The following is a 21766-nucleotide window of genomic DNA, read 5'->3' on the forward strand; positions in this document are numbered from 1 at the left end:
TTAATATATATTACCCAATGTGCAGGCTTGTTAACCTGTATTTCTTTTTATACCCAGCTTCTCTTCTAGTTCTGCAATTAACTTTTTTTGAAGTTCTACAGTATAACATTCTTTCCAATATAACTCTTTATAATTAATTCCATATTTTTCTTCTGGCTCATTTACATAAGTACGCCCTTCCATGCTTTTTAACATATTTCCTTTAACTGTTAAAAGCCATTCAACATTCAGGTCTGGGAAATTCTCAATAAGTATCACCAATTTATCACCGCCAATACCTTTTGAAATACTGTTTACATAACCATTTGAAACCTTTAATGTCCTTTCAAAAGTAGAAACATTTATATTCAAAAAGTTGATGAAAATCTTTATTCTTTCTTTCGTATCCATAATTATTCTTCAAATTTAAACTTACAATATGTCCTATTTGTAATCTAAAAGCACGAACAATTCAATTAAAAATATCTTCTAAAAAAACTTTTTACTTCTAAAAGCTTTTATTTTGTTTAAATATAACCTACTTTTGTTAAACAAAAAAAATCGCATGAACAGTTTCAAGAACGCATATAGTATTAAAGATTTAGAAAACATCTCTGGTATTAAAGCTCATACCATACGTATTTGGGAAAAAAGATATAACATTCTTGAACCTATGCGAACCGTCACCAACATTCGATATTATGATTTTTCAAGTATCCAAAGGTTGTTGAACATTACGCTGTTGCACAATCATGGTTATAAAATTTCAAAAATTTCTCAATACGATTCAGAAAATATACCAAATTTGGTCAAAGAAACCATTACAAACAAAACCTATAAAAATCACGCCATAACAGCTTTTAAGGTTGCGATGTTGGATTTTAATAGAGAGGCTTTCTATAAAGCATATGACCAACTACTGTCCGACAAATATTTTTCAAGCATATTTAGTGAAGTTTTTGTTCCTCTTTTAAATGAAATTGGATTGCTTTGGCAAACGGGTACAATAACTGCCGCTCACGAACACTTTATTGTCAATTTAATTAAACAAAAATTAGCAGTAGAACTAGAAAATGTGATGCAAACCACGGAAATAATTCATGAAAAAGTTTTTGTTCTTTTTTTACCCGCACAAGAAACGCATGATTTAGGTCTGAAATATTTAACGTATGAAATAGCTAAAAATGGATACCAAATCATTTACTTAGGTGAAAATATAGAAATTGATGATTTGAACAAAATTACGCAACAAATTGAATCACCAATCTTTTTGACCTATATCACAAACTATCCCAGTGCGGAAAATGTAAGTTTGTATCTCGAAAAAATGCAACAATCAGTATTGGACGCTAATACAAATGCTGAATTATGGATTACAGGTACCGCATTCAATAATTTACATACCGACAGCAATACAAATCAAACCAAAATTTTCCTTTCAATGGAACATATCATTAAATCATTGTAATTTAAATTAAATATGCCACAAGAAATTGCAATTATTGGTTCAGGATTTTCTTCTCTTTCAGCTGCTTGCTATTTGGCAAAAGCCGGAAACAGAGTTACGATTTATGAAAAAAACAGTACAATTGGTGGAAGAGCACGTCAATTAAAGAAACAAGGTTTTACGTTTGATATGGGACCGAGTTGGTACTGGATGCCTGATGTATTTGAGCGATTTTTTAATGATTTTGAGAAAAAAACTTCCGATTATTATGATTTAATAAAACTTTCGCCGGCTTACCGCGTTTATTACGGCATAAATGATTTTGTATCTATTGCTGATAATTTAGATGAAATCATCGCTACTTTTGAGTCTATTGAAAAAGGTAGTGGAGCAAAATTGGAGCAGTTTATGGCTAAGGCCAAAAGCAATTATGATATCGCAATTAAAGATTTAGTATATCGACCGGGAGTTTCACCTTTAGAGCTAATTACATTTGAAACTGCTAAAAAATTAGACCAATTTTTTAGTACTATTAGCAAAGATGTTCAACGTGAATTTAAAAATCAGCGATTAATTCATATTTTAGAATTTCCCGTTCTTTTTTTAGGTGCAAAACCCTCAAAAACTCCGTCGTTTTATAGTTTTATGAACTATGCTGACTTTGGTTTAGGCACTTGGCATCCTAAAAATGGAATGTTTGATGTCGTTCAAGCAATCGAAAATTTAGCATTAGGATTAGGGGTTACTTTCGAATTCAATGCTAATGTGAATAAAATTGTCGTTGAAAATGATAAAGCAGTTGCTTTAGTAGTGAATAATTCCAGAGTGGAAGCGGATGTAATTTTGAGTGGTGCTGATTACCATCATTCCGAAACTCTATTGGATGCTGAATATAGAATGTATTCTGAAAAATATTGGGAAAGTCGTGTTTTTGCCCCTTCTTCACTCCTGTTTTATGTAGGTTTTGACAGAAAGTTAGACAATATCTCACATCACGCCTTGTTTTTTGATGTTGATTTTGAACAACATGCAAGAGATATTTATGATGAACCAAAATGGCCGGAGGAACCTCTTTTTTATGCTAATTTTCCTTCAGTAACGGATTCAAGTGCTGCTCCAGAAGGAAATGAATCGGGGTTCTTTCTTATTCCTTTAGCTCCTGGAATTGAAGACCACCCAGCCTTGCGTGAGGAATATTTTGAAAAAATAATTAATCGTTTTGAAGTTTTAACACAACAGAAAATTAAAAATAACATTATATTTAAGGAATCATTTTGCAAGAATGATTTTGTTTCCGATTACAACTCTTACAAAGGGAATGCTTATGGAATGGCAAATACACTTCTTCAAACTGCGTTTTTACGACCAAAACTTAAAAGTAAAAAGGTTGAAAATTTATATTTTACAGGTCAGCTTACAGTTCCAGGACCGGGAGTTCCGCCCGCTTTGATTTCAGGGAAATTAGTTTCGGAATTAATTAAAAAAAATTAAACTATCTATGAAGTCCATTTTTGACACCGTTTCATCTGAATGCAGTCGGACCGTTACACGTTCGTACAGTACTTCATTTTCGTCTGCCGTAAAAATGTTAGCGCCAACAATTCGTCAAGATATTTATAATATTTACGGATTTGTTCGATTTGCTGATGAGATTGTAGATAGTTTTCACGATTATAACAAAGTGGCACTTTTTGAACGATTCGAAAATGATTTACATTTGGCTTTGAAAGAAAAAATCAGTTTAAATCCTATTTTAAACTCATTTCAACATACGGTTCATAAATACAACATCGATATAAATATGATTGACGCCTTTATGCACAGTATGCGACTCGATTTATACAAATCAGCGTACAAAACCACTGAAGAATACAATGCCTATATTTATGGTTCCGCAGATGTAGTAGGTTTAATGTGTTTAAAAGTTTTCGTGAAAGGCGACATGGAGAAATATGAAAGCCTGAAGTATTCCGCGATGAAATTAGGATCTGCATTTCAAAAAGTGAATTTTTTACGGGATTTAAAAGCAGATTACGAGGATTTAAATCGGACTTACTTTCCAAATACCGATTTGTCAAAATTAGATGAACATTCAAAAAACGCTATTATTGCAGAAATTGAAGCTGATTTTAAAGAAGCATTTACTGGAATCATTCATTTGCCTTTAGAGGCCAAATTTGGCGTCTATACCGCATATGTTTATTATAAAAAACTACTGACAAAATTAAAAAAAACGCCTTCAACGGAAATAAAAAATACGCGAATTCGTGTTTCAGATTATCAAAAATTGGGTTTGTTTGCCAAATGTTACTTCACCTATAAACTTAACATTATTTAAATTACCGTTATAAAATTATCAAAATGGGAATACATATTTTAGTTTTCTTTTTAACCTTTTTCTTTATGGAATTTATGGCTTGGTTCAGTCACAAATACATAATGCATGGTTTTTTGTGGAATCTTCATGCCGATCATCACAAAAAAGACCACGATTCTTGGTTTGAGCGAAATGATGCTTTTTTTATTATTTATGCCGTCATTAGTATTGGTTTTTTTCTATTATGGCAAAACGGAATTTTGGAAATTGGTTTGGCAATTGGTTTGGGTATTTTTGCTTACGGCCTTGCCTATTTTCTGGTTCATGACATTTTTATTCATCAACGTTTTAAATTGTTTCGAAAAGCTAATAATCGTTACGCAAAAGCGGTAAGACGAGCTCATAAAATGCACCATAAACATATTGGTAAAGGAGATGGAGAATGTTTTGGAATGCTTCTCGTCCCATTTAAATACTTCAAAAAATAAAGCAAAAAGCCTTTCGTAATTAACAACGAAAGGCTTTGATTTTGGTGATTCTATTTTGAATTCTTATTCTTTAAATTTTTTTAAAGTCACTATTGAAATGGAAATTATTGTTTTTTCGGCATCATTTCCTGCAAGGGTTTTAATTGCTCTAAATCTATTTTTGATTTCTGCAAAATCACTATTAAATGCATCATATCAGTTGGGGTCATTTCATTTCCTAAAATTCGAACTACAGCAAAACCTGTTTCCGCACTTTTTGCAAACACCACAATTTCGTCGACCTTCTCATCGGTTCCCAAGTAACTTACCGCAACACCTTGTTTTCCTGAGCCGTATTTCATCAGAAGATTATAATTTTCAGCATCTAAAATTTTTTGAACGGTTTCTTTTTCTGTTTCATAGACTGAATTGTTTCTTTCATGCAATTCAAAAGCTAAAATGTTCATTTTATCAAAAGACCTCAAGGCTCTTTGTTCCTCATCAGAAAGCAACTTCTTGTCGATGTTTAAAATAGATGGGGAAATATCCACACTAATGAAATTTGAATCTTCCGAATGGCTCACAAAATATTTTTGCAATGAAGGTTTTGAATTACAGTTTACCAATAATAAACAAGCGAAAGAAAGTAAAAAAATTTTGGTTTTCATTATTTCTTTCCTTTACCGCTTTTACTCAAAACGTCACCACCAGGTAAGTTCATTTTATCTGTTAAAACAGACAATTCATTCAAATCAAAATCTCCGGTAAGCGACATTAATACGGTTTCGTTATTTTTTCCGCTGTCTTCAATAAACATCAAGAGTTCTTTGATTTGCGTTTCCTTGGCTCCAGTTTTAACTAAAATTCGGATATTCTGAGTGCCATCTTTCACCCTCATCAATTCTTCCAAACCAGCAGTTACTAAATATTTTTCAGCAGTAGCTTTTAAATCCGCTTTATATTTGGGAACTGAAGTGGTAAAAACTTTTAAATTATTCAGCTTTTTTGTTAGTGCAATAAATTGTTGCGTTTCCTTATCATTAGCATCCATTTTTACATTTCCCATCATTTGGAACATTTTTTTGGTAACCAAAACAGAGGTTACATCGTCCAAACCATCAAATTTATCAAAAACAGATTGCTGTGCGAAAAACAAATTTGGCAACAAAACAAAGGCAATTAGTACTATTATTTTTTTCATGATTTCAGTATTTAGTTAAGTATGTGTATTAATAATTTACGTTAAATATTTTATTTCTTGTAATTTCAAATTCGTCAATATATTCGACACTTTCATAACCTGTGTTGACATGTTTTGAAAGCAATGACAACGCTTTTTGTGTTTCTAGGAAGGCTATTTCTGGGTCATCAAATGTTCCTAAATCATCTTGATTTGATGGGTAATAATTGGTATACATAAAAAAGCCAGCACCCATTGCTATTAAAAGCGATGCAGCAATTGAAATGCTAAGTCGCCGATTATTTCTGCGATTTCGAACATCATTCAGCACAAATTTCTTCTTGCTTTTAATTTGTTTCGCTTCTGCAAAAAAACCAAATATAGGCTTGTATTGTTGTAAATGTGACACCACGTTGTCTTGCGAAAAATAGATTTTCAAAATCTGTTCGTCTTCCTCATTTAAATTACCTTCAAAATATTTTTCTAGTAATTCTTCAATTTTACTTAATTCCATAGTTGTGTACTTTAAACATTGTTTCTCGAATAGTTTTTCTGGCTCTTGAAAGCGCAACCCGAATCGCGGTTTCGTTCATTTCTAATATGTCAGCTATTTTCTCAAAATCATACTGCTCGATATCCCGCATTTGTACAATTAATTTCTGCTGAACAGGCAATTTTTCAATAATTTTCTCGACCCAAAATAAACTATCGCTATCTTCAAGTTGGTTTTGCAAACTTGCACCTTCAGCTTTAAAGGCTGTTTGTTCAATTTTTAAAAGAGAAGCACGTTTACTCTTCAATTGGTCTAAACAATAATTCTTCGTCATCGTCATAGCAAAAGCTTCGACACTTTTGTATTGCTGTAAACTTTCTTTCTTATACCACAACCGCATCAGCATTTCTTGAGTCACATCTTCAGCTTCTTCAACGCTAATTAACAAACGACGTGCCAGTCGGAATACCTTGTCCTTGAAAGGTTGAATTAAAATTACAAATTCCGATTGATTCATAAAGGCTTTTTATATTAGAAAGACGAATGCAGATACTTTTTGTTACAAATGAACTGAAATTAAAACTAAAGTAGTTAAATTTACGTTTGTAATTTAAAGTAAAAGTATGAAATACAGTTATAAAATATTGATTTTAATGATTCTCGCCGCACTTACAATGTACAGTTGCGACGATATGGACGATTCGCTGAATGTTCCTAGAGAATTGGAGGTTCAGAATTTCATTTGGAAAGGATTGAATTTATATTATTTATGGCAAGAAGATTCCCCTGATTTAGCGGACAATCGTTTTGCAAATCAAGCTCAACTAAATGTGTTTTTATCAAATTACAACAATCCATTCACTTTATTTAATGAGTTAAAGGTGAATCCAAGTATTGACCGCTTCAGTGTTTTAGTAGAAGACTATGTTTATTTAGAAAATTTGTTTCAAGGCGTTACTAAAAATAACGGAATGGAATTCTCATTGCGATTTAAACCGGGAAGTCAAACAGAGCTTTATGGTATAGCCAATTACATTATTCCAAACTCCGATGCTTCGACTAAAAATGTCACTAGAGGAACTATTTTTTACGCAATTGACGGTCAGTCGCTTACTGCCGACAACTACCGAACTTTACTTTCATCAAATTCGTACATCATAAATTTAGCTGATTTTGATGATGGCGCGATTACTCCAAACGGGCAATCGGTAGAGTTGGTTAAAATGGAATTGACTGAAAATCCTGTTTTTTTGACGAAAGTCATTCAAACTGATAATGAGAAAGTGGGTTATATAATGTACAATGGTTTTACAGCAAATTATGATTTGGAATTAAACCAAGCGTTTGGAACCTTAAAAAACGAAGGTGTTACTGATTTAGTTTTGGATCTACGCTACAACGGTGGTGGTTCTGTTCTTACTGCAACACGCTTGGCTAGTATGATTACAGGACAATTCAACGGGCAGTTATTTGCAAAACAACAGTGGAATTCTAAAATTCAAAGCTATTTTGAAGAAAATAATCCTTCGCAATTAACGAACAATTTTATGAATTCTATTGGAAATACTACTATCAACAGTTTGAATTTGACACGAGTTTATATTTTAACAACCGGAGGAACAGCTTCCGCCAGTGAGCTTGTTATAAACGGATTGAAACCTTATATTAATGTAATCCAAATTGGCACAAAAACAATTGGTAAAAATGTAGGCTCAGTAACTTTGTATGATTCGCCAACATTCAATAAAAAAGATGTAAATCCGAGACATACGTATGCCATGCAACCTATTGTGATTAAAACGATAAATAAAGATGGTTTTGGCGAATATCAAGACGGATTAATTCCAACCGTTGAACAAGCTGAAAACCCATCGAATTTGGGTGTTTTAGGTAATGAAAGCGAGCCACTATTAAGTACAGCTTTGGGATTGATAACAGGTTCTGGTCGTTTTGTTCCCCAAGGTAATTTGCAATACGGCAAAGAATTTAAAACTTCTAAATCTATTCTTCGTTTTGGAAATGAAATGTATATTAACAATGATACTGAAATTATTTTGCCAAATATCAAATAATAACTGTAAATTGTCGTTTTATTTTAACAAACCTTAAATCAAATTCTATGAAAAACACATTTAAATTTATCCTTGCTTTTGTAGTTGTAGCTTGTTTTGCTTTTATTACACCAACTGATAATGGTAGTAAAAAAACAATCAACGTTGTAATAGATGCTGGTCACGGTGGTCACGATGACGGAATGACCGTTGACGGTATTACCGAGAAAGATATTGTAGCTTCCATCGCGAAAAAAATAAAAGAAAACAATTCAGATAAAAATGTGGTAATTCATCTTACTAGAACAGACGACCGTTTTTTATCGTTGAAAGACAGAGCAAAATTCATTAACGATTTAAAGCCAAATCTAGTACTTTCGCTTCACGTAAATGGAAATGAAAACACCGAAGCTTCTGGTGTAGAATTATACATTTCACCAAAAAATGTAATGTATGAAAATTCAAAAAAAATTGCAGAAGATTTAAATTTTCGATTTGTGACAAATCACAATTTAAAATCTAGAGGTGTGAAAGATGCAAATTTTACACTATTAAGAGATACCGCATACCCAACTATTACAGTTGAACTAGGTTTTTTATCAAATGAAAACGACAGAAAATACCTAACTGATGACAACCAACAAGAAAAAATTGCTGTAACTATTTTAGAACTAATTTCAGCACTTTAAAATATTCTTTTGTTATACTGAAAAACGGCTTGTATTTCTATACAAGCCGTTTTTTTATGCTGTGAATTTACAACTAGTCGTTGAAATAAAAGCCACTTGGAATCAAACCAACACTGAATTGCTTTTGCAAAGTTCCCGACGTAGTGTAAATAAATACTTCTCCATCAGAGGCATAATCTTTTGCATCTCCGACGAAAATTTTCCCGTTTTCAACTCCAAAACCATATAAAGTAGTTGCTGTTGATGAAAACAACGGAATGGAACTAATAGAAGTTGCTGCTAAATTATCGCTAAAAACATCAGAGTTAACAGTGAAATAAACTTTATTATTATCAATATTTAAGTTTTGAGCATTTACTAAATCTGTCATTTCAATTTCTGAAACTTTCTGATTTGTTGACAAATTAATTTTCACTAATTTACTATTGTCGGCATAATTTCCGCATAAAACATACAAGAATCCGTTTTCTTCTTCTAAAGAATTTGGCGAAATACCAACATCAATCGTACTTTCAATCATTCCAGTAGCGGAATTAATTACCGTAACCGTACTTCCTGCTCCATAACTTCCATTGGCAACATATAATTTTCCGTTTTCTTCTACAATTCGTTCAGCAATCGCGTTTACCGCAATCGTACTTTCAACAGTTAAAGTGGATAAATTTATGACACTGATAAAATCATCTGTCAAATCTGAAAAACTTGCTAAATTTGTTACATATGCTTTTCCATCAACCACCACTCCATAGCGAGGAACATCAAAACCCGTTTCAATTTTTCCTATTAGTTCGAAAGTATACCGATTTACTACAGTAATTTTATTTGAACCGTTCGAAACAATGAAAGCTCGATTACCGTCAAAAAATATAGATTGAACATAACCGCCAATCCCATCTCCAGAATTTACCGCTCCATAAATATTTTGACTCACTGTTGCGAAATCATTCGTGATGAAAGAGATTGTTCCGGCCGAACCATTTCCTTCATTCACAATCAAAATACCATTATCATAAACTCCTAGTGGCGTTTCGATTTCGATTTTGTCATCATTATCATCGCTACAAGAAACGAATAGAATTGAACTCGCAAGAGCCATAAAAAGCATTTTAGTAATCTTCATAATCTAAAAATTTAGGTTTAAATTTATTGTGTAATTCCGACCAGGTAGTGGCCTATTTTCTACGCTTTCGTAGTTTTCATTCCATACATTCAGAATTTTAAATCCTATGGAATAGTTTTTATTTTTGTCCAATTCAGCAGAAAATCCTACGTTAGAAACGGTGTAATTTTCAATGATTCTTTTTGGATTATTATCCGTTTGTGTAAAAACGTCGCCGTTAAATAAATACTGATAAAATCCAGAAAAACGGCTGTATGAATAGGCAATTGATGCCGTGGTTTTATGAAAAGGAACAAACGTCAATTGTTTGCCTGTCTTTTCATTCTCTGATTTTGTGTACGAATAATTTGCATTGAACTTAAAATGATGCATGTCTATTTTTCTTTGAAAATTCATTGAAAATTCTGTTCCAAATATCGAAACTCTATCAGTATTTACCGGTTTAAACATTCCTCCGTTTTGCGGAAGCCAACGAATCATGTCTTTTATTTTTGAATGAAAAACCGTGGCGGTAAACGTGAAGTTATCCCATTGAAACACATTTCCAATTTCTCCTTGAACTGATTTCTCTGGATTCAAATCTAAATTTCCAGCTCCTTGCCAATACAAATCGTTAAACGTAGGGATTCTAAAGTTTTGAGAAATATTGGCTTTCAATGAATAAAATTTAACGGGTTTGAAATTGGTTCCCAGTGAATATAAAAGCGGACTTTTATAATTACTAGTAATTTCTTTTCGCAAACTCCAATCGTATGAAAACATCGAATTCACTGAATGTTTAAACTGCAATGCAAATCCAGAAATCGTTCTTTTATCTTGTTGAATATCCGAACCACTGCCTTTATTTTGAGTAAAATCAGCGACGAAATCCGTCTGGATATTCGAATTAAAACGGTAATTCAAATTGTATTTCGCCAAAAGCGTTTCGACCTTTCCATAAGTAAAAATATCCTTTTCAATATTTCCAAAATACTTATACTTCTCACTCAGAAAACCCATTTTTATATTGGAAGTAAAATCACCCAAATTCGTGGTTAAATCAACTAAATTCCTGGTATTAAGGTCTTGGTATTTTGTTTTACTGTCGGTAGGATTGATTAATGAAAAGTGCCGTTCACCGTCATACACTTGGCTGTAAATTTTCAGCAGATTATTTTGATTTATTTTATAGCCAAAACCAACGTTGTAACTGGAATTGAAATAATCTCCATTCACATTTTTCAATTTTGAATTCAAATAATCGTAATCATTATCAGAGCTATTCCGAGAAATACTTCCGAAGAAACTCAGCTTTTCGTTGGAATATTTTAAATGATAATTCACTCCCAAAGTGTTGAAGCTCCCATAATTTAGACTTATTCGATTTGAAAATTCATCACGAAAATGCAAATTCGTATTCAAATGAATACTTCCGCCAATCGCACCTGTTCCGTAAAGCGAACTTCCTCCACCCGCTCGAACATGGATGGAATTAAAATCGGAAGTTGTAATGGTATTGAAATCGGTTTGTCCGTTTAATTGCGAATTGATATTAATTCCGTTCCAAACAACTGCGGTTTGTTGAGCAGTTGTTCCTCGAAAAGAGGGCGACGAAACCATTCCTAAACCATTTTCTTTGAAATAAATGCCGGTCGAAAAGTTGAGTAAATTAGTCAATGACGGCTGGCTTTTCTGAATGACTGAATCAGTAAGCTTTCGAACATTTTGTGAATCAGAATATTTAGAAAGTGACTTATCCGAAATTTCTACTTCTTCCAACGGAATTGCAGAACGAATTTGTGCCAAAGCAGATTGGCAAACTAAAATTCCGAATAAAAATAAATAAAATCGTAATGTCATAATTTCAGAATCTTTTTTCCCGAAGATTCGATATTGGTTACGAAAAAAGGCAGGTCTCCTGGCTTGCGTCTTGTTGTCTACCTTCCCATTTTTGATTTAGAATTTGGAGTTTTATGATTTAGGATTTTAATTCCTAATTCTAAAATTCTCAATTCCTGAATTTTAAACAGTGGTTTTTGTAGTTCACAACAAGCTTTTTAGCTTACAGTTGCGGGAACAGCTTTGGTTTTACACCAAATTCCCTTTTAATGTGATTGATAAAATCACAACCTTAATTCGGGTGCAAAAGTAGTTTAAATATTGAAATTTCGAACGTAAATCCTGAAAATTGTAAGCTTCGTATTTTTCGCTGAAATTAATTTAATGCTATAAAAGTCAGAATAACTTCTACCTTTGCAACGTATAAAATCTTTTTCATGAAAATTTTCACACTCAAAATCGTTCTATTTACAACGCTTTTTTCCGCTTTTAGTTGCAAAAATAATAACGCGGAAATCATAACAAATTCCGAAATTCCAGAAAATCAAGTGCAGTATGCAAATGGATTTTCAATCTACAAATACGACGGCTACACTGTTTTAAATGTGGTAAATCCATGGCCAAATGCAACAAAGCAGTACACGTACATTTTAAAAGAAAAAAAGGGAATTGTTCCCGATAGTTTACAGCAATACACCACAATTTCAGTTCCTATTAAAAATATTGTCGTGACTTCAACCACACATATTCCTTCGTTAGAAATGTTAGAAGTTGAAAATTCACTCGTTGGTTTTCCGCATCTAGATTACATTTCTTCGGAGAAAGTTAGAAATAGAATTGATGCAGGAAAAGTAAAAGAATTGGGACAAAATCAAGACTTAAACACCGAAGTCATAATCGATTTGAATCCAGATGTTATAATTGGTTATGGCATAGACAATAAAAATCCGACATTAGATAATCTTGAAAAAAGTGGCTTAAAAGTGATGTTAAACGGCGATTGGAACGAACAAACACCGTTGGGAAAAGCAGAATGGATAAAGTTTTTCGGCGTTTTGTATGGCAAAGAAAAAAAGGCAGATGCTGTTTTTGCAAACATTGAAAAAGAATATAAAAATACAGTTGCTTTAGCACAAAAAGTAAAAATCAAACCCACAGTTTTAGCAGGTGATATTTTTGAAGGAACGTGGTACATGCCTAAAGGTTCGAGCTGGGGTTCACAACTTATTAAAGAAGCTGGCGGTGCTTATTTATGGGAAGAAACTGATGGAACTGGAAGTTTGGCTTTGTCTTTTGAAGTTGTTTTTGAGAAAGCAAAAGAGGCTGATTATTGGATTACTTCTGGTCAATATTCATCGTTGAAAGAGATGCAAAAAGCAAATCCGCATTACAATCAATTTTCCGCCTTTAAAAACAAAAAAGTATATTCCTTCAGTAATAAAAAAGGAAAAACAGGTGGGAATTTATATTATGAATTGGCTCCAAACCGTCCTGATTTAGTTTTGAAAGATTTAGTTTGGGTTTTTCATCCGGAACTTCTGCCAAATTACAAACCTTACTTCTTTGAACAGATTCAATAGTTAACTGAATGACCCAAAAACGTTCTTATATACTTTTCCTAAGTTTCACTCTTTTATTAGTGTGCTTTTTTTTATTGGATTTAATTTCGGGACAAGTTTCAATTCCTTTGAAGGAAATTTTTAAAGTTTTAACAGGACAAGAAGCTTCAAAATCAACTTGGGAATACATCATTTTAAATTTCAGATTGCCAAAAGCAATTACGGCATTATTAGTTGGAATGGGACTTTCTATCAGTGGACTTTTGATGCAAACATTATTCAGAAATCCATTGGCAGGACCTTACGTTTTAGGATTAAGTTCGGGGTCTAGTTTAGGAGTTGCTTTTGTGATTTTAGGAGCGGGATTATTGCCAAGCTTTATGAACACAGTTATTTTATCAAGCTACGGAATTGTTTTCGCATCGTTTTTAGGGAGTTTTACAGTGCTTTTAGCAATATTAATTATTGCACAACGGCTAAGAAACACGATGTCTATTTTGATTGTAGGATTGATGTTTGGAAGTTTTGCTGGAGCAATTGTCAATGTCTTGAGTTACTTTAGTACAGCAGAACAATTGCAGAAATTCACCTTTTGGTCCATGGGAAATCTAGGTAATTTGTCTTGGGATTCCATAGCGATTTTAGGAGCGGTTGTGGGTGTTGGATTACTGTTGAGTTTATTTAGTATAAAATCCTTGGACGCCCTACTATTGGGCGAAAACTATGCAAAAAGTGTGGGTTTGAATTTCAAAAAAGCACGATTTATTATTATAATTGCCACCAGTATTTTGGCGGGAAGCATTACTGCTTTTGCGGGACCTATTGCTTTTATTGGTTTGGCCGTTCCGCATATTGCAAAGCTTCTTTTTCAAACCAGTAACCATAAAATACTGTTTTTTAGCACACTTTTATTGGGAGGGATTATGATGTTAATTTGCGATATCATTACACAAATGCCCTATCTTTCCATGACTTTACCAATCAATGCTATTACTTCTATCATGGGAGCTCCCGTGGTTATTTGGTTACTAATTGGCAAGAAAAACATTCAATAAACGAGCTATGGAGCACCAAATCATTTTAGACGCAAGTCCCATTTCTATTGGTTATCGTGATAAAAAAACGGTTAAAATCGTTTCTGAGAATATTGCTATAGCATTACAAACAGGTAAACTAATCGCACTAGTTGGCGTGAACGGAATTGGGAAATCTACCTTATTAAAAACCATAACTGGCATACAAAAACCATTGAAAGGCGTCGTTTATTTGAATAAAAAAAACATTAATTCTTATTCAGCGGGTGATTTAGCAATGCAAATGAGTGTGGTTCTAACCGAACAATTGCCACCTAGTAATTTGAGCGTTTTCGAATTGGTAGCACTAGGTCGGCAGCCTTATACAAATTGGTTAGGTACGTTGACTCCTGAAGATAAACACAAGGTTAATGAGGCCATTCGGTTGACGCAAATTGAACATTTGATACATAAAAAGCATTTTGAAATTAGCGATGGCCAACTTCAGAAAGTTTTAATTGCAAGGGCTTTGGCACAGGATACTCCCTTAATTATTTTGGACGAACCTACTACGCATTTGGACCTTTTACACAAATTCACACTGTTGCAATTGCTCCAGAAGTTAGCGAAGGAAACTAATAAATGCATCCTGTTTTCGACACATGATATTGATTTGGCTATTCAGCTGTGCGATGAGATGATTATCATGACTCCTGAAAAAACGGTGCAGAGTTCCCCTTGTCAATTGATTGAAAAAGGTGTTTTTAATGCACTTTTTGATGATAAAAGCATCGGTTTTGATAAAGAAAAGGGGAAGTTTGTTTTTGGAATTAAGTAGGTTTCACGGCATTTCAGTTTTTATATCTCTCGCAAAGCCGCAGGAACGCAAAGCTAAATATTTAAAATTCTGGAGCTAAATACTTTAAAATACTTCGATTATTTATAAATCATTACCAGTAAAACTTTGCGTCTTAGCGACTTTGCGAGACAAAAAATCAAATATTCGACTTTACTAATAATTGCCTTTTTGCTTCACCAATCACAAACGCAACGGCATTTCAGTTTTTATATCTATCGCAAAGCCGCAGGAACGCAAAGCTAAATATTTAAAATTCTGGAGCTAAATACTTTAAAATACTTCAATTATTTATAAATCATTACCAGTAAAACTTTGCGTCTTAGCGACTTTGCGGGACAAAATCAAATATTCGACTTTACTAATAATTGCCTTTTTGCTTCACCAATCACAAACGCAACGGCATTTCAGTTTTTATATCTATCGCAAAGCCGCAGGAACGCAAAGCTAAATATTTAAAATTCTGGAGCGAAATACTTTAAAATACTTCAATTATCTATAAATCATTACCAGCAAAACTTTGCGTCTTAGCGACTTTGCGGGACAAAATCAAATATTCGACTTTACTAATAATTGCCTTTTTGCTTCACCAATCACAAACGCAACGGCATTTCAGTTTTTATATCTCTCGCAAAGCCGCAGGAACGCAAAGCTAAATATTTAAAATTCTGGAGCTAAATACTTTAAAATACTTCAATTATTTATAAATCATTACCAGCAAAACTTTGCGTCTTAGCGACTTTGCGAGACAAAATCAAATATTCGACTTTACTAATAATTGTCTTTTTGCTTCACCAATTACAAACGCAACCGCATTTGCCAAGTTATAACTTCTTACCAAAGGGGAAATTGGAATACTTAAATGGTTCTCGAACGCTGCTAGCATTTCGGGGCTTAAACCAACGCTTTCTTTACCAAAAACCAGCCAGTCTCCGTCTTGAAAATCCGCTTCTAAGTAGGATTTGTCAGCATGTGAACTAAATAAAAAGACCCGCGACACATCAGCGATTTGGTGCCGCCATTCTTCGATGGACTGATATTGTTTCCAATCTAGATGTACCCAATAATCTAAACCCGAACGTTTCAAATTTTTGTCGGTAATTTCAAAACCGAAGGGGTGAATGAGGTGTAATCTGTTTTCAGTTCCTACACAAAGGCGACCAATGTTGCCGGTATTGTTAGGAATTTCAGGTTCTACGAGTACGATATTCAACATATAACTTAGTTTTTAAATTTGAGAGCCCACTACTTCTAGGAGGTTATCCATTTCGACTACTTGTCCAGACTTCATTTGGTTTAAATGGATGTTTCCTACGCGAACACGCACCAATCTTAGGGTCGGAAATCCTACGGCAGCGGTCATTTTCCGTACTTGACGAAATTTGCCTTCGCTAACGGTGATGCTAGCCCAAGTTGTAGGGCCATGACGGTCGTCACGGACTTTTTTAGAACGTACTTCGAAGTTTGGATTATCTATTTTCTTGGCTTCACAAGGTAAAGTGGTGTATTTTTCGCCGTCAAAACCTATTTCAACGCCTAATTTTAAGCGTGTAATGGCTTCATCGGTTATGATTCCGTCAAGCTGGACATAATATTCTTTCGTTACCTTTTTACTTCGCACGGCGTGGCTTACTTTACCGTCTGTTGTTAGTAAAAGTAGGCCTTCAGAGTCTTCATCAAGGCGGCCAATTGCCATCGTGCCTGGAGGAAAGTCGTGCAGTTCGCCTAGTAGTTTTTTCTTGCGTTTTTGTTCGTAAATAAACTGGCTTAAATAGCCATAAGGTTTGTAAATTATGTAGTGCTGGTGTGCCATAGCTTGATTCGAGTGGGGCAAAGATAGTGGGTTTAGGAGATTAAAACAATGCCAGTGGCTTTACTTGCTTTGCTGAGGGTGTTGGTGGTGTTTGTTTTGATGTAGAATGGTTTGAGAGAATATCATGTAGCGGTTTATAACAGTAGTACAACCCATCCCCTTCATTGTCATTCCAATTCCAACAGCTATCGGAAAAGGGAATAGGGAGCCAATCGCTCGGGCATTTTTTACATCATGTTCCCGCTATCCTTCCACATCTCCCGATGAAAAATCGGGAGGATGTTCCCTCCTATCGGGGCTAAAATCTCCATCAAAGGGCTTCTTTTTATCATTCCTTTAGCTACCTAAAAATAACAATCTAAAAAATAATTATAGTTTGATACCAACTTAAAAAAAAGCCACTCACACAAAATCTGTCAACGCTCAAGCAAAAACTAGCACAGTTTAAATAGAAAAAGATTTTTTTACCAATTATTATTTATATTTACGATTCATTAAAGCGAATAAAAACATTCGCTTATACACCCAAATAGGGTTGTATTGGCGAAGGTTTGTTTCGCATATATATAAGTTGTATGCTATTTTATGACGAATCGTTTAAAATTCAACATTTAACAATGATTTTATGAAAAATATTATTTTCTTTCTCTTAATTTCTACTTCAATTGTATTTGGACAAAACAAAATTCTTAATATAAAAGGAATCGATAGTATAGGTGAATTTAACTACACCTATTACACTAAATTTATACAGGTTGAAGTTCAAGATAGTATTCACTTGGAAAAAGCATCAAGCTATGACTATTTGATTTCTATAGATAAAGATATTTTTCCAGATAATGATACCGTCTACAAAATTGATAGCTTTAAGCATATTAAAATTTACGGCAGTGACTATAAAAAAACTAAAATAGCTTTAGAAAAGATATTCAAATTGAGAAAATTAGATTACAAATACATTCTGTACTCTTCGAATTCACAAGATAAACTTTGGTACAAAGATAATTATTTAGTAAACGTTCCTTCTGATAAGAATTTAATTAATGATTTTGAAAATGAATTAAGTCAAATAAGAACTATTCAGCAATATAGAATAATAAATGTACATTATAAAGATGAAGATAAAGTTGAAGAAATATTATTTGAAAGATTATTAAAAAATGCTAAAAAAAAGGCAACAATGATAGCTGAACTTTCAGAAGTAAAATTAGGTAAAATCATTGAAATTAATGAAGACACATCAAATTATATAATTCAAAGAAGGAGCAATTTGTTTAGTAATTACTACAAAGTAAGGGCTATCAAAGTTAAATTTTCAATAGAATAATTCAGTAGGTTTATTTAAAAATGAAACAGCTTATTTACATATCATTTTTCCTTTTCGCAATTTTATCTTTTGGGCAAGAAGTTGTCGTAAGTGGATATGTAACTGATAAAAAAAATGGAGAACCAATTGCTGGTGCAAAGGTTCTTGTTAATAAAACACAAAATGGAATAACAACTGATTTTGACGGAAAATATTCACTAAAAACTACATTAAATGATACTTTAGTTTTTGGTTACCCAGGAATGAAAATTCAGAAAGTTAAAGTTGATAAACAAAAAATAAATATTGAATTAGAGGAAGGAGAAGAAATAAAAGTAGAATTTGGTCCTCCTTATTATCCAAAAACTAAAAAACTTCAAGTAACGACTATAGTAACAAAAAAAGAAATTGAAAAGGCGAATAATCCAAAATACAATTTTAAAAAGAATGCTAAAAACAATGTTTTTGTGATTTTTGTTTCGGAATTAACTTCATACAATTTAAACAAAGAAGATTTAGAATTTGAACAAAAATATAATGTGAAATATTCTTTAATCGGTAGTTACAAAAACGATTATTTAAAAAAATATAACAAGCTAACATTTAAACACCTTAAAAAGAAATACAAGAAATCTTGGCTGAAAGAAATCAGAAAAGATGCTGTTGGTTTAAAGAAAGAATAGAAAAAGAAAAAAAAACAGCACACAATCGAGTAGACTGCCCCGCTAAAAACTAGCAAGGAGAGCCTCTCACACCACCACCGTGCGGGTCACATACTCGGCGGTTCGCAAAGAGATATAATTGAGATGGATGTAAAGATCGGTCAAGAATAAGTATCCACCTTCTCAAAACATCCCCACTTTAAAGCTACATAAAACAATACTGCGAGGTCAAAGCCTCCACCTCAACAACCCCCATTCCCCCCACTAAAATCAACACCCCATAAACTTTAACATAAAAAACTAAAAAATACTTACATCTAGGTATTTTTTATTAAAAGATTCTTTGCTAAATTTGTTACATCAGTAACCAATTTAATACTCAAACCATGGCATCAACATCAGAAACAGGACACGCGATACTCATCGCAAACGCGGGAACATTAAACATCTATTCAAAAGCATTAGAGGACAAATACAATCCAAGTAATGCAGTCCTAAAAATAGACAAAATGGAAAAACTTCAAACCGAAGCCTTCAGCGCCCAAAAAGCAGTAAATATAAACCTCGCACCCTATTCTAACGCCGTCGATGCCCGAGAATTAATATTCATGCCCTTCAATAAAAACCTTACAAAACTCCAAAAAGCCTACAAAGCAACCGATGGAGTAGGTCCAGCTCAAATAGAAGACCTAAATACCAGAATAAGACTGCTAAAAGGCAAAAGAAAACCCGGAGAAAAAAAAGACAAAACCCCAGAAGAACTAGAAAAAGAACACTCCGTTTCACAAATGAGCTACACAAAACGCACCGACAACATGGACGGGCTAATCTCAATTCTAGAAAACACACCCAATTACAGCCCTAACGAAGACGAATTCAAGGTAGCAACCTACCAAGCCAAAAAAGATGCAATGTTAGATTCCACAATATTAGTAAACATTACATTTACGTCCCTCAATACCGCAAGGTCAAACCGCGACAAAATACTATATACACAAGCCATCAATCTTGTCGACACCTGTAACAAACAAAAAGATTACCTCCTCTCAATCCTCGAAACCCAATCCCCAGAATACAAAGCCATATCCAGATTAAAGTTCAAAACACCATCATTATACAAAAAAAAATAAACCTAAAGCCTTGCCCAACCTGCAAGGCTTTTTTATGCACTAAAAAAAAGCCCAATTACTAAATAAAACTTCCCTAAATTATTTTCAAACAAGCAATACCCAATCGCAACAAAGCAATATCCAATCAGAACAAGACAATACCCAATCGGAACAAAGCAATATCCAATTGCAACAAGACAATATCCAATCGGAACAAGACAATACCCAATCGGAACAAAGCAATATCCAATTGGAACAAAGCAATACCCAATCGGAACAAGACAATACCCAATTGGAACAAAGCAATATCTAATCGGAACAAGATAATTCCCAGTTGGAACAAGACAATATCCAATTGGAAACAAGCAATACCCAATCGAAACAAGACAATACCCAATTGGAACAAGACAATATCCAATTGGAACAAGATAATACCCAATCGGAACAAAGCAATATCCAATTGGAACAAAGCAATATCCGATTAGAAACAACCAATACCCACTCCAAAAAAAGTGAAACGCCTTAGCGAACTTAAAATTTCAAAAAAATCACCAATAAACCTTTGCGAACTTCCCGATAAAAAACTTTGTGAACTTCGTGGTAAAAAACCTTTCCAACTTCCCAATTAAAAACCTTCCGAACTTCCCGATAAAAAACTTTGTGAACTTCGTGGTAAAAAATCTTTCCAACTTCCCGATAAAAAACTTTGTGAACTTCGTGGTAAAAAACCTTTCCAACTTCCCAATTAAAAACCTTCGTAGCCAAGAATACAAAACATAAAGACTGTAACGAATAACTGCAAATAGCTCCTGATCATGGATAATAGTTATAGATAGTGTTTACAGGATTGCTTCGTTCCTCGCAATGACGGAATCCTGAAAGCGTCGCTACATTAAAACAATGTTAATGCTTTTGGATTTTAAATACGTTTCAGCGTAACTTAACCTAAAAATTGTAAAAAAAATTAAATTTATAAATTATGGAAAAGTCAAATGAAAGTTCCAAAAGTGAACAGCCGGTTAATGAAGGTTTCAGTGGAAAAAATTTTGCTACGACCGAAGATGTTACCACACCCCAATTGAAAAAAGAATTCGAGAAAGACGATGAAGGAAATGTAAATCAAGTGGATAGAGCCAGGTATGTAAATAAGAATTTAGAAGATTCAAAACCTGCCCCAAAAGTGGATTTTCCAACGGAATCGATTCATCAAACACCTGAAACTGCCCAACACAAAGATTTCAATTCGAATCCTAATCCAGAGGAATTTCCTGATAAAAATAAAAATAATCAAGAAAATCGGGGCAATATAGAACAATAATTTTATTTCAGGATTGACAAGAGAACTGCATTCACAATAGAAAGTAGTTCTCTTTTTTTATAGGTTATTTTTAAAGTTTAAAACCTTAAATCCTTAGTTTTCGTATAGTTAAATATATCCCAATGAAATTATATAAGATATTATAAAAATCATATAAGCGTCTGGTGTGATAGTAGTTGTAGTTTAGCAATAAGAAAAAACAATAAAAATTTACGTTATGAAAATAGTATCCTTAATCCTGTCAATAGTAGTGTTCTTTGGAGCTGGCTACTTTTTAGTTGTAGATTTCAGACCTTCAATGGAAATGAATTTTCTTATTTACATGTCGCTTTTAGTGATTTTGATGCTGATATGTATCGTAGGGGTTTTGATAAATTATCCATTATTGATGCAACAACGTAAGAATGTGAAAACGATTATTTATAACAGCTATTCGAGTAAACGAATTTTAAATAAAGAATTTGACCGACAATATGGAATGTCATAGTTCCCATTTTCAAGAGTTAAGATACAACTAAAGAAAGTTGTTTATCATTCTGGCAAAACACCGATAGAATTTTGTAATTTTC

Annotated in this window: 24 protein-coding genes and 1 riboswitch; of the genes, 14 read left to right on the top strand and 10 right to left on the bottom strand. The window is 33.3% G+C overall.

What is annotated here, in order from left to right; translation table 11 throughout:
• Positions 1 to 30: 30 nt before the first annotated feature.
• The gene (locus tag ACQ5J2_RS16480) at positions 31 to 390 is read right to left on the bottom strand and encodes a hypothetical protein (RefSeq protein WP_432671560.1); all 360 of its coding nucleotides are present in this window, start codon (positions 388 to 390) and stop codon (positions 31 to 33) included.
• A gap of 154 nt (positions 391 to 544) precedes the next feature.
• On the opposite strand from ACQ5J2_RS16480, the gene ACQ5J2_RS16485 reads away from it, so the two are divergent.
• From ACQ5J2_RS16485 to ACQ5J2_RS16500, 4 genes are read left to right on the top strand one after another with little or no spacing between them, the layout of a single operon-like run.
• Positions 545 to 1447: a MerR family transcriptional regulator gene (locus ACQ5J2_RS16485; protein ID WP_432671561.1), complete on the top strand. Its 903-nt coding sequence runs from the start codon at positions 545 to 547 to the stop codon at positions 1445 to 1447.
• 12 nt (positions 1448 to 1459) lie between these two features.
• The gene (locus tag ACQ5J2_RS16490; RefSeq protein WP_432671562.1) at positions 1460 to 2917 is read left to right on the top strand and encodes a phytoene desaturase family protein; all 1458 of its coding nucleotides are present in this window, start codon (positions 1460 to 1462) and stop codon (positions 2915 to 2917) included.
• A 7-nt stretch (positions 2918 to 2924) separates the two neighbouring features.
• The gene (locus ACQ5J2_RS16495) at positions 2925 to 3764 is read left to right on the top strand and encodes a phytoene/squalene synthase family protein (protein ID WP_432671563.1); all 840 of its coding nucleotides are present in this window, start codon (positions 2925 to 2927) and stop codon (positions 3762 to 3764) included.
• 23 nt (positions 3765 to 3787) lie between these two features.
• Complete coding sequence (locus ACQ5J2_RS16500; protein WP_432671564.1) at positions 3788 to 4231, top strand: beta-carotene hydroxylase; 444 nt, start codon at positions 3788 to 3790, stop codon at positions 4229 to 4231.
• A 104-nt stretch (positions 4232 to 4335) separates the two neighbouring features.
• Here ACQ5J2_RS16500 and ACQ5J2_RS16505 read toward each other — a convergent pair whose 3' ends face one another.
• From ACQ5J2_RS16505 to ACQ5J2_RS16520, 4 genes are read right to left on the bottom strand one after another with little or no spacing between them, the layout of a single operon-like run.
• Positions 4336 to 4878 (bottom strand): DUF4252 domain-containing protein, encoded by a 543-nt coding sequence (locus tag ACQ5J2_RS16505; protein WP_432671565.1) that lies wholly within the window; start codon positions 4876 to 4878, stop codon positions 4336 to 4338.
• Positions 4878 to 5411, bottom strand: a complete 534-nt coding sequence (locus ACQ5J2_RS16510) for a DUF4252 domain-containing protein (protein WP_432671566.1) — start codon at positions 5409 to 5411, stop codon at positions 4878 to 4880. The genes ACQ5J2_RS16505 and ACQ5J2_RS16510 overlap by 1 nt, the downstream gene beginning before the upstream one ends.
• A 28-nt stretch (positions 5412 to 5439) precedes the next feature.
• Positions 5440 to 5904: a hypothetical protein gene (locus ACQ5J2_RS16515; protein WP_432671567.1), complete on the bottom strand. Its 465-nt coding sequence runs from the start codon at positions 5902 to 5904 to the stop codon at positions 5440 to 5442.
• Positions 5891 to 6400, bottom strand: a complete 510-nt coding sequence (locus ACQ5J2_RS16520; RefSeq protein ID WP_432671568.1) for an RNA polymerase sigma factor — start codon at positions 6398 to 6400, stop codon at positions 5891 to 5893. The genes ACQ5J2_RS16515 and ACQ5J2_RS16520 overlap by 14 nt, the downstream gene beginning before the upstream one ends.
• 106 nt (positions 6401 to 6506) lie before the next feature.
• Here ACQ5J2_RS16520 and ACQ5J2_RS16525 point away from each other — a divergent pair, with 106 nt between their 5' ends.
• Complete coding sequence (locus ACQ5J2_RS16525) at positions 6507 to 7955, top strand: S41 family peptidase (RefSeq protein WP_432671569.1); 1449 nt, start codon at positions 6507 to 6509, stop codon at positions 7953 to 7955.
• 47 nt (positions 7956 to 8002) lie between these two features.
• Entirely contained in the window at positions 8003 to 8623 is a 621-nt protein-coding gene (locus tag ACQ5J2_RS16530) for an N-acetylmuramoyl-L-alanine amidase family protein (protein ID WP_432671570.1), read from the top strand.
• 73 nt (positions 8624 to 8696) lie between these two features.
• Here the strand turns inward: ACQ5J2_RS16530 and ACQ5J2_RS16535 are convergent, their stop codons facing one another.
• Together ACQ5J2_RS16535 and ACQ5J2_RS16540 are read right to left on the bottom strand one after the other, a co-directional pair.
• Positions 8697 to 9743, bottom strand: coding sequence for a YncE family protein (locus tag ACQ5J2_RS16535; protein WP_432671571.1), 1047 nt, complete (start codon positions 9741 to 9743; stop codon positions 8697 to 8699).
• Between the two features lie 3 nt (positions 9744 to 9746).
• A complete protein-coding gene (locus ACQ5J2_RS16540) occupies positions 9747 to 11582 on the bottom strand; it encodes a TonB-dependent receptor plug domain-containing protein (RefSeq protein WP_432671572.1) in 1836 nt (611 codons plus the stop codon).
• Positions 11583 to 11613: 31 nt separating this feature from the next.
• Positions 11614 to 11871: riboswitch (cobalamin riboswitch) on the bottom strand.
• A gap of 127 nt (positions 11872 to 11998) precedes the next feature.
• Between ACQ5J2_RS16540 and ACQ5J2_RS16545 the strand changes: the two genes are divergently transcribed.
• The 3 genes from ACQ5J2_RS16545 to ACQ5J2_RS16555 are packed head-to-tail and all read left to right on the top strand — an operon-like array spanning position 11999 to position 14971.
• Positions 11999 to 13141, top strand: a complete 1143-nt coding sequence (locus ACQ5J2_RS16545; RefSeq protein ID WP_432671573.1) for an ABC transporter substrate-binding protein — start codon at positions 11999 to 12001, stop codon at positions 13139 to 13141.
• Positions 13142 to 13149: 8 nt separating this feature from the next.
• The gene (locus ACQ5J2_RS16550) at positions 13150 to 14175 is read left to right on the top strand and encodes an iron chelate uptake ABC transporter family permease subunit (RefSeq protein ID WP_432671574.1); all 1026 of its coding nucleotides are present in this window, start codon (positions 13150 to 13152) and stop codon (positions 14173 to 14175) included.
• Between the two features lie 7 nt (positions 14176 to 14182).
• A complete protein-coding gene (locus ACQ5J2_RS16555; RefSeq protein ID WP_432671575.1) occupies positions 14183 to 14971 on the top strand; it encodes an ABC transporter ATP-binding protein in 789 nt (262 codons plus the stop codon).
• Between the two features lie 772 nt (positions 14972 to 15743).
• Here the strand turns inward: ACQ5J2_RS16555 and ACQ5J2_RS16560 are convergent.
• Together ACQ5J2_RS16560 and ACQ5J2_RS16565 are read right to left on the bottom strand one after the other, a co-directional pair.
• Positions 15744 to 16205, bottom strand: coding sequence for a tRNA (cytidine(34)-2'-O)-methyltransferase (locus tag ACQ5J2_RS16560; protein WP_432671576.1), 462 nt, complete (start codon positions 16203 to 16205; stop codon positions 15744 to 15746).
• Positions 16206 to 16217: 12 nt separating this feature from the next.
• Complete coding sequence (locus ACQ5J2_RS16565; protein ID WP_432673327.1) at positions 16218 to 16802, bottom strand: pseudouridine synthase; 585 nt, start codon at positions 16800 to 16802, stop codon at positions 16218 to 16220.
• A gap of 625 nt (positions 16803 to 17427) precedes the next feature.
• Between ACQ5J2_RS16565 and ACQ5J2_RS16570 the strand changes: the two genes are divergently transcribed.
• The 3 genes from ACQ5J2_RS16570 to ACQ5J2_RS16580 all read left to right on the top strand — a co-directional run bounded on the left by ACQ5J2_RS16570 (position 17428) and on the right by ACQ5J2_RS16580 (position 19900).
• Positions 17428 to 18129: a hypothetical protein gene (locus ACQ5J2_RS16570; protein WP_432671577.1), complete on the top strand. Its 702-nt coding sequence runs from the start codon at positions 17428 to 17430 to the stop codon at positions 18127 to 18129.
• Between the two features lie 20 nt (positions 18130 to 18149).
• Positions 18150 to 18791, top strand: a complete 642-nt coding sequence (locus tag ACQ5J2_RS16575) for a carboxypeptidase-like regulatory domain-containing protein (protein WP_432671578.1) — start codon at positions 18150 to 18152, stop codon at positions 18789 to 18791.
• Positions 18792 to 19156: 365 nt separating this feature from the next.
• A complete protein-coding gene (locus ACQ5J2_RS16580; protein ID WP_432671579.1) occupies positions 19157 to 19900 on the top strand; it encodes a hypothetical protein in 744 nt (247 codons plus the stop codon).
• Positions 19901 to 20024: 124 nt separating this feature from the next.
• Here the strand turns inward: ACQ5J2_RS16580 and ACQ5J2_RS16585 are convergent, their stop codons facing one another.
• On the bottom strand, positions 20025 to 20348 hold the full coding sequence (locus ACQ5J2_RS16585; RefSeq protein ID WP_432671580.1) for a hypothetical protein: 324 nt from the start codon (positions 20346 to 20348) through the stop codon (positions 20025 to 20027).
• A gap of 510 nt (positions 20349 to 20858) precedes the next feature.
• On the opposite strand from ACQ5J2_RS16585, the gene ACQ5J2_RS16590 reads away from it, so the two are divergent.
• A complete protein-coding gene (locus tag ACQ5J2_RS16590) occupies positions 20859 to 21197 on the top strand; it encodes a hypothetical protein (RefSeq protein ID WP_432671581.1) in 339 nt (112 codons plus the stop codon).
• Positions 21198 to 21414: 217 nt separating this feature from the next.
• Entirely contained in the window at positions 21415 to 21684 is a 270-nt protein-coding gene (locus ACQ5J2_RS16595; RefSeq protein ID WP_432671582.1) for a hypothetical protein, read from the top strand.
• The last annotated feature ends 82 nt before the right edge of the window (positions 21685 to 21766 follow it).

The sequence above is a fragment of the Flavobacterium sp. SM2513 genome (assembly GCF_050908145.1).
GTDB lineage: Bacteria > Bacteroidota > Bacteroidia > Flavobacteriales > Flavobacteriaceae > Flavobacterium.

What these genes read in the sequence shown, in the direction of transcription:
- ACQ5J2_RS16515 (WP_432671567.1), bottom strand. Translation starts at nt 5,904, where the DNA reads ATGGAATTAAGTAAAATTGAAGAATTACTAGAAAAATATTTTGAAGGT.
- ACQ5J2_RS16530 (WP_432671570.1), top strand. Translation starts at nt 8,003, where the DNA reads ATGAAAAACACATTTAAATTTATCCTTGCTTTTGTAGTTGTAGCTTGT.
- ACQ5J2_RS16560 (WP_432671576.1), bottom strand. Translation starts at nt 16,205, where the DNA reads ATGTTGAATATCGTACTCGTAGAACCTGAAATTCCTAACAATACCGGC.
- ACQ5J2_RS16565 (WP_432673327.1), bottom strand. Translation starts at nt 16,802, where the DNA reads ATGGCACACCAGCACTACATAATTTACAAACCTTATGGCTATTTAAGC.
- ACQ5J2_RS16520 (WP_432671568.1), bottom strand. Translation starts at nt 6,400, where the DNA reads ATGAATCAATCGGAATTTGTAATTTTAATTCAACCTTTCAAGGACAAG.
- ACQ5J2_RS16535 (WP_432671571.1), bottom strand. Translation starts at nt 9,743, where the DNA reads ATGAAGATTACTAAAATGCTTTTTATGGCTCTTGCGAGTTCAATTCTA.
- ACQ5J2_RS16500 (WP_432671564.1), top strand. Translation starts at nt 3,788, where the DNA reads ATGGGAATACATATTTTAGTTTTCTTTTTAACCTTTTTCTTTATGGAA.
- ACQ5J2_RS16505 (WP_432671565.1), bottom strand. Translation starts at nt 4,878, where the DNA reads ATGAAAACCAAAATTTTTTTACTTTCTTTCGCTTGTTTATTATTGGTA.
- ACQ5J2_RS16510 (WP_432671566.1), bottom strand. Translation starts at nt 5,411, where the DNA reads ATGAAAAAAATAATAGTACTAATTGCCTTTGTTTTGTTGCCAAATTTG.
- ACQ5J2_RS16550 (WP_432671574.1), top strand. Translation starts at nt 13,150, where the DNA reads ATGACCCAAAAACGTTCTTATATACTTTTCCTAAGTTTCACTCTTTTA.
- ACQ5J2_RS16495 (WP_432671563.1), top strand. Translation starts at nt 2,925, where the DNA reads ATGAAGTCCATTTTTGACACCGTTTCATCTGAATGCAGTCGGACCGTT.
- ACQ5J2_RS16570 (WP_432671577.1), top strand. Translation starts at nt 17,428, where the DNA reads ATGAAAAATATTATTTTCTTTCTCTTAATTTCTACTTCAATTGTATTT.
- ACQ5J2_RS16575 (WP_432671578.1), top strand. Translation starts at nt 18,150, where the DNA reads ATGAAACAGCTTATTTACATATCATTTTTCCTTTTCGCAATTTTATCT.
- ACQ5J2_RS16490 (WP_432671562.1), top strand. Translation starts at nt 1,460, where the DNA reads ATGCCACAAGAAATTGCAATTATTGGTTCAGGATTTTCTTCTCTTTCA.
- ACQ5J2_RS16480 (WP_432671560.1), bottom strand. Translation starts at nt 390, where the DNA reads ATGGATACGAAAGAAAGAATAAAGATTTTCATCAACTTTTTGAATATA.
- ACQ5J2_RS16525 (WP_432671569.1), top strand. Translation starts at nt 6,507, where the DNA reads ATGAAATACAGTTATAAAATATTGATTTTAATGATTCTCGCCGCACTT.
- ACQ5J2_RS16595 (WP_432671582.1), top strand. Translation starts at nt 21,415, where the DNA reads ATGAAAATAGTATCCTTAATCCTGTCAATAGTAGTGTTCTTTGGAGCT.
- ACQ5J2_RS16545 (WP_432671573.1), top strand. Translation starts at nt 11,999, where the DNA reads ATGAAAATTTTCACACTCAAAATCGTTCTATTTACAACGCTTTTTTCC.
- ACQ5J2_RS16580 (WP_432671579.1), top strand. Translation starts at nt 19,157, where the DNA reads ATGGCATCAACATCAGAAACAGGACACGCGATACTCATCGCAAACGCG.
- ACQ5J2_RS16540 (WP_432671572.1), bottom strand. Translation starts at nt 11,582, where the DNA reads ATGACATTACGATTTTATTTATTTTTATTCGGAATTTTAGTTTGCCAA.
- ACQ5J2_RS16590 (WP_432671581.1), top strand. Translation starts at nt 20,859, where the DNA reads ATGGAAAAGTCAAATGAAAGTTCCAAAAGTGAACAGCCGGTTAATGAA.
- ACQ5J2_RS16485 (WP_432671561.1), top strand. Translation starts at nt 545, where the DNA reads ATGAACAGTTTCAAGAACGCATATAGTATTAAAGATTTAGAAAACATC.
- ACQ5J2_RS16555 (WP_432671575.1), top strand. Translation starts at nt 14,183, where the DNA reads ATGGAGCACCAAATCATTTTAGACGCAAGTCCCATTTCTATTGGTTAT.